Source organism: Lentzea jiangxiensis, assembly GCF_900104175.1.
In the GTDB taxonomy this organism is placed as follows: domain Bacteria; phylum Actinomycetota; class Actinomycetes; order Mycobacteriales; family Pseudonocardiaceae; genus Lentzea; species Lentzea jiangxiensis.
Map to the genome: position 1 here is coordinate 1 of NZ_FNIX01000048.1, position 6,231 is coordinate 6,231.

At 68.2% G+C, this 6,231-nt stretch carries 6 protein-coding genes; all 6 read right to left on the reverse strand.

Annotated features, from left to right (window positions below):
* Positions 1-253: transposase (locus tag BLQ91_RS39815; protein WP_143023120.1), on the reverse strand; the 253-nt coding region annotated here is incomplete at its 3' end.
* A gap of 56 nt (positions 254-309) precedes the next feature.
* Positions 310-1,995 carry an ATP-binding protein gene (locus BLQ91_RS39820; protein ID WP_342670696.1) on the reverse strand — a complete coding sequence of 562 codons (1,686 nt, stop codon included), beginning with the start codon at positions 1,993-1,995 and terminating at the stop codon, positions 310-312.
* Between the two features lie 759 nt (positions 1,996-2,754).
* The gene (locus BLQ91_RS39825) at positions 2,755-3,027 is read right to left on the reverse strand and encodes a DUF5988 family protein (protein WP_090105767.1); all 273 of its coding nucleotides are present in this window, start codon (positions 3,025-3,027) and stop codon (positions 2,755-2,757) included.
* A 34-nt stretch (positions 3,028-3,061) separates the two neighbouring features.
* Positions 3,062-4,855, reverse strand: coding sequence for a 1-deoxy-D-xylulose-5-phosphate synthase (locus BLQ91_RS39830; protein ID WP_090105769.1), 1,794 nt, complete (start codon positions 4,853-4,855; stop codon positions 3,062-3,064).
* A 6-nt stretch (positions 4,856-4,861) separates the two neighbouring features.
* The gene (locus tag BLQ91_RS39835) at positions 4,862-5,224 is read right to left on the reverse strand and encodes a helix-turn-helix domain-containing protein (RefSeq protein WP_090105771.1); all 363 of its coding nucleotides are present in this window, start codon (positions 5,222-5,224) and stop codon (positions 4,862-4,864) included.
* A 59-nt stretch (positions 5,225-5,283) separates the two neighbouring features.
* The coding region (locus tag BLQ91_RS39840) for a cytochrome P450 (protein ID WP_143023121.1) at positions 5,284-6,231 on the reverse strand (948 nt) is incomplete at its 5' end.

Sequence of the window (6,231 nt, forward strand, 5' to 3'; positions counted from 1 at the left end):
CGGCCTCGGCGATCAGCGCGTCCATCAGCGCCTGGAACATCCCGGCCTTGGCCCAGGAGTTGAACCGGGAGTAGACGGTGGACCAGGGCCCATACCGTTGCGGGACGTCACGCCAGCCCGACCCGGTGCGGAACCGCCACAGGATCCCGTTGAACTGATCCCGCACCCGCCGCGGCAACGGCCCCGTGGCCGCGACCGGCACATGCGGCTCGATCAACGCCCACTCGGCATCGGTCACATCAAAACGCGCCACATCCGTGTTCTACCAGCGCGCCACCAGCCAACCTAGATCCGAACTTCAAACAGCTCCTAGTTGCGGCGAGCGGCTTCCTCCTTCTTGCTGCCCAGGAGGATGGCCGAGTGCATCGCCTGGTCGAAGACCTCGTACCAGAGGTCCGCGGTGCCACCGAACTCCGGATACCAGCACATCGCGTCCGCCAGGTCCACGATCCGTCGGTGGTCGCCGCGAGCAGCCAATCTCCGGATCGCGCCGGACCAGGCACCGGCCTCCGCTTCGAGCCACTTGCGTGCGCTGAGGGCGTCGTCGAAGCACGAAGTCGCGACTGGAGGTGTCTCCATGTCGGCGCATGGTTGGAAGAACCTCCCCGCGGCGGTCGCCATCTCCATCAACCAGTGGTCGAGGTGCTTCTCGACCTCTCGGACCGTCTCGGGCTCCTCCTTCTCGGCCAGCAGATCCTTGGCGAACTCGCACAACAGGTCATGCAGCTGGTACCGGCCCTGCGCAGGCGCCAACTGCACGAGACTCGCGTCGACCAGCTCGTCGAGGAGCAAGTCGATGTCGTCCTCGCGGCGGGCATCGAGCAGCACTCGCGCGGTCGTGACCGAGAAGTCGGAGCCGGGGATGAGAGCGACCCGGCGGAACACTGCGGCGGTGATCGGCCGGAGCTGCCTGTACGACAGGTCGAACACGCTGCGGATGTCGAGATCACCGGCGGTGAGCGCCCTGAGCCGCTTGCTCCGGCCGCGGAGCTGGCTCACGAGGTGGGACAGCGGCCACGCCGGACGACTCGCGAGCCGGTTGGCCGCGATGCGGATGGCGAGCGGCAGACGTCCGCACAACTCCACCAGCTCGTCGGCGACACCGGCTTCGGCCTCCACCCTGTCCGTCCCGATGATCGTGCCGACCAGCGCGACGGCCTGGTGATGCGCCAGCACGTCGAGACTGAGCCTGCCCGCCCCCTCCAGCCCCGCCAGCACGTGCCGGCTCGTGACCAGGGTGAGAGATCGCGGCCCACCCACCAGCAACGGGCGCACCTGCCCTTCGTCGGCCGCGTCGTCCAGAACGATCAGAACGGCGCGCTCGGCCAGCAGCGAGCGGCACAGGCCAGCCAGGTGTTCCAGCTCGACAGGAATCGAGCTGATGTCGATGCCGAGCGAACGCAGCACGAGGTGCAGAACATCCGCAGCGCTGGTGGCCTCCTCGGACATCCCGCGCAGCTTCAGGAACATCTGGCCGTCCGGGAAGTGGTCGGCCAAATCATGAGCAGCGCGGATCGCGAGACTCGTCTTCCCGGTGCCGGGCGCTCCGCTCAGCACCACGACACGACCGGTGCGGTTGCCGGTCACCTGGGTTTCCACGCAACGGCGCAGTTGTTCGATCTCCTGCTCGCGCCCGGTCAGATCGTGGAGATCGGGAGGCAACTGGGCGACGACGGGCGAGTCGAAGATCCGTCGCGGCGTCACCGGCTCACCGGACGGCGTCGCGGCGCGGCTCCTCCTGGCGGACTTGTGCAGCTGCGCGATCTCGTCGGACCGCAACGACAGCGGCCCCGCCAGCGAGTCGATCGTGCGTCGCTGGGGGCTTCTCGCCACCCCTCGCTCCATGTCGCTGATCGCACGCACGCTGACGCCGGAACGGTTCGCGAGTTCTTCCTGTGTCAGGCCTGCTCGAACACGGTACTTCCTGAGCAGAACCCCGATTTCGGAGACCGAGCCGACAGTTGCGTCAACCATGCGATCACTGTCCACAATCATTCGGTATGCGCTGATTCAAATGCGCGAGGTCGCGTGTGCCCGCGATCTCGCGCACCACAGAGTTGCCCCTGCGCCATCAACACAAAACTTGAGCCACCTCATCGCACCGACCCGAGGTGAACGCTTGCCCACCAGGCAGGTTTCGCCACCCAATCGGGTGAATACGAAGGAAGGTTCCGGCTACCGCAGGAGCACTGAAACAGCAATCGCGTCCAGGAGACCTATGCACCCGATGCGGCCGAGTGATGATCTGAAGCAATGTGTTCGACAGGAGCCGCTCTCGCCGCTCGGCCGGGTACGGGCCGGATCCCATCCTCGAAGGACTGCGTACGCGGTCGCCCCGAAGCCAGCGGTGGCGCGGTCTCCTTGGCTCGTGACACCGCGGGTTCAGGCTCCGGTTCAGGATCGACGTAGTAATACGCAATCGGATCACCATTAGGCTGCATGGACAAATCCGTGATCACGCCTCGCGCACCGAGGTCTCCGCGGACGACACCGATCCACCACCTCAGCTTCTTGAGGTGTCGCGAACCGTGCACCCGGACGGACTTCCGGAGCAGGTCCTCGTCGTCGGCCATCCGCCGCGCGAGCAACTCCGACTGGCCGCGCCCCCACTCCGGCTGGTCCACCGCTCCGCTCACGATCCCACACCTCCACACCGTCCGGTTCTGTGCCTCCACCAGAAGAACGTAGCGCGACCGGCAAACGGTTCGCCGGACGTCAGCAGTCGCACGCCGGCGCGGCAGGCACCCCGGTCCTTCACTCGACGATCTCCTTGCGTCGCACGAACTTCATCACGCGCAGCGTGCGACCGTCCGCCGACCGGTGCGCCTCGTCCGTGGGCTCGAAGCGTTCCCAGCCACCTTTCCACTGCAGGCCGAGCGGAGCATCGGGGTTCTCGACGTACAGCTCCCTGAGCGTGAACGGCAACCTGGTCAGGCGCAGATCCTCGGCGGTGATTTTCAGGTAGGCGTTCGGGCGGAGGTCCGGGCGCTCGTTCGACGACTTCTCGTTGGTACTCGCTCGGTACACGTGACGTTCCTCCAACTCGTTGTGGGCACCGCGGTCACAGTGCTGCTCTTGCAGACGCCGGGTCGCAGGCGGCCGGCGCGGAAAGTGCGCCGAGGGCGGTGCGGGCGATCGACGCGGCGTCCAGCCCGCAGCGGGCGAGGATGGAGTCACGATCGCCGTGGGGCACGAATGCTCGTGGCACACCGAGGTTCAACACCGGCGGACGCACATGCGCGTCGGCACACGCCTGCGCCAGTGCTGTACCAATGCCTCCCGCCCTCACCCCGTCCTCAACGGTGACCACAAGGCGATGGCGGGCCGCCAGGTGCTCCAGCAATCGAGTGACCGGCAACACCCAGCGGGGATCGACGACGGTCACGCCATGTCCCTGGTGCTCGATCAAACGGGCGGCCTGCAGCGCGGCCGCGGCGGTGACACCGACTGCGACGATCAGGACGTCGAGCGGCTGGTGACTGCTGCGATGGAGGACGTCCAGCCGGTCCATGTGGCGCAGGGCGGGGATCGGAGGATCGGCGACCGCCTTCGGAAAATGCACAGCCGTCGGGCCGTCGGTGACGGCCACCGCCTCGCGGAGCTGCTCGGCCAGCCGCGCGGTGTCACGGGGTGCCGCGATACGCAGGCCGGGCACGTTGCCGAGCAGCGCCAGATCCCACACGTCGTGATGACTCGGGCCGTCCGGTCCCGTGATGCCCGCTCGGTCCAGCACGAAGGTGACCGGCAACCGGTGCAGCGCCACGTCCATCAGCGCTTGGTCGAGCGCTCTGTTCAGGAACGTCGCGTAGAGACACACGACGGGACGGGCGCCACCCATCGCGAGGCCCACGGCGGAGCTGACGGCGTGCTGCTCGGCGATGCCGACGTCGAACACGCGGTCCGGGAACCGCTCGGCGAACCGGCCGAGACCGACCGGGCGAAGCATGGCGGCGGTGACGCAGACGACGTCCTCGCGCTCGCTCCCGACCTCAGCCATCTCGTTCTCGAACACCGCGGTCCAGCTGCGCGCCGAAGACGGCATTGCCCGTCCGGAGATCGGATCCAGCACACCGATGCCGTGCATGCGGTCCACCTCGTCGTTCTCCGCATGCTGGTAGCCTCGCCCCTTTTCGGTGACGCAGTGCACGACCGTGGGCCTGCGCAGTGCGACCGCCTGCCGCAAGGCCCCTTCCAGGGCCGCGAAGTCGTGGCCGTCGACCGGCCCCAGGCAGCTCAGACCCATCTGCTGGAAGAGGTTGTTCCGCTCACGATGCCCTGCCCGCAACCGCGAGAGATGGCGCGCGAAACCCCCGACCGTCGGGCCATAGGAGCGACCGTTGTCGTTGAGACCCACCACCACCGGCTCCTGGCTCGAGCCGAGGTTGTTCAGGGCCTCCCAGGCGAGACCACCGGTCATGGCGCCGTCGCCGATCACCGCGACCACGTGCCGATCATCCGACCCGGCCAGCCGGTTCGCCTTTGCCAGGCGGTCCGCATAGGACAGTGCGGTCGAGGCGTGCGGGTTCTCGACGTGGTCGTGCACCGACTCGGACCTCTGCGGGTAGCCCGCGAGGCCCCTGTCCTTGCGCAACGTGGCGAAGTCCGCGGACCGCCCGGTGAGGATCTTGTGGACGTACGTCTGATGGCCGGTATCGAAGAGGACATGGTCCTTCGGCGAGTCGAACACCCGGTGCAGCGCGATGGTCAGCTCGACCACACCGAGGTTGGGTCCGAGGTGCCCACCCGTGCGGCACACGTCGTCCACGAGGAAGGACCGGATCTGCCCGGCGAGCCGGGGCAGCTCGTCGAGCGGTAGCGCCTTGAGGCCTGCGAGGTCCGGGTACGTCGTGCTCATTCGGTCTCACCTGCTCAGGAAAGCCGACGGGATGCGGCACGGCCGCCGACACTCGGCCACCCTCGAGGTCAGGAGGAAACCTCCGCCCAGCACGTCGACAAGCCCGGCGGGCCGCAGAAACCCCACCATGCGATGGGTCGTCGACCTCAGCAGGTCGGTCTGCCGCGCCAGCTCAGCCGGCGACACCGCGCCGTCGTACGCACCGAACGCTTCCAGCACCGCCAAAACCTTCGTGGCCGCTGTCCGCGCCCCCCGCTCGCCGTCCGCGCCACTCCGGGCCTGTCGGCTCGACCGCTCGGTGTGCAGCTGTTCGAACATCGCGGACTCTCCTCTCCGGTCCTTCACCTCGATGAGCCTGTGAACGAACATGATCCGGGACTGTGACGTGCCACAGCTTCTTCTCCGCTGTATCACAGTGGTTCTGCCCCTCAAGCCTCGCGACGAAAACGCCGATGCTCCACGGTCTCCCGGACGTCCGCCGTCACGCGCAGCTCCTTGGGCGCGCGGCTGATCAGCCCGGTCGAGACGGGGGTGAAGCCGTCGCTCCAGCGCAGTCCCGGCAGCTCGGCCAGCAGCACCGGCACGGTGCGCCCGAGCAGCCTGGCGAGGTGAGCACCGAGACAGAAGTGCCGCCCCGCACCGAAAGCCACGTGGCCGGCCGACGCGGCGAACTCACGGTCGACGTTCGTCAGCCGGTGGATGTCGAACCTGTCGGGTTCCGCGAACTGGCGGGGATCCCGGTTGGCCGACGCGAGGATGCACGCCACGGTGGCGCCCGCCGGAACGCGGCCGCTGGGGAGGTCGACGGCTTCGGTGGTCTGCCGGAGCACCATGTGGGTGGGCGGATCCCGGCGCAGCGACTCCGCCCAGGCCGCGTCGATCAGGCTCGGGTCCGCGTGGAGCTCGGCGAGGACGTCCGGATGATCGACCAGGTTGGAGAGGAAGAGCGCGAGGCCCTTCCCCGCGGTGTCGGCACCAGCGGCGAGCAGCAGGGCGCACGACCCGCTGACCTCGTCGTCGGTCAGCAGCCGGCCGTCGACGGGCGTGGTGCAGAGCACCGACAACAGGTCGTCACCGGGGTCCGTGCGCCGCCGGCTGATCTGCGGCGCGAGGTAGGCGTAGAGGTCGTCCCTCGCGTCGAGTCCTCTTCGGAGCGTCGCGGGATCCTGCCGGTGGTCGGACACGTACGCCATCCCGGCGCTGGCCCACGGGCGCAACAGGTCCGTGTCCTCGGCGGGCAGACCGAGTACCCGTGCCATCACCTGAATCGACAGCCCGGCGCAGAAGACGGAGACCAGGTCGGCATCGCCGGTGCGCCGGATCCGCCCGGAGGTGCGAACGGCGAGGGACTTCGCCAGGTCGAAAGCCTTCTCGCT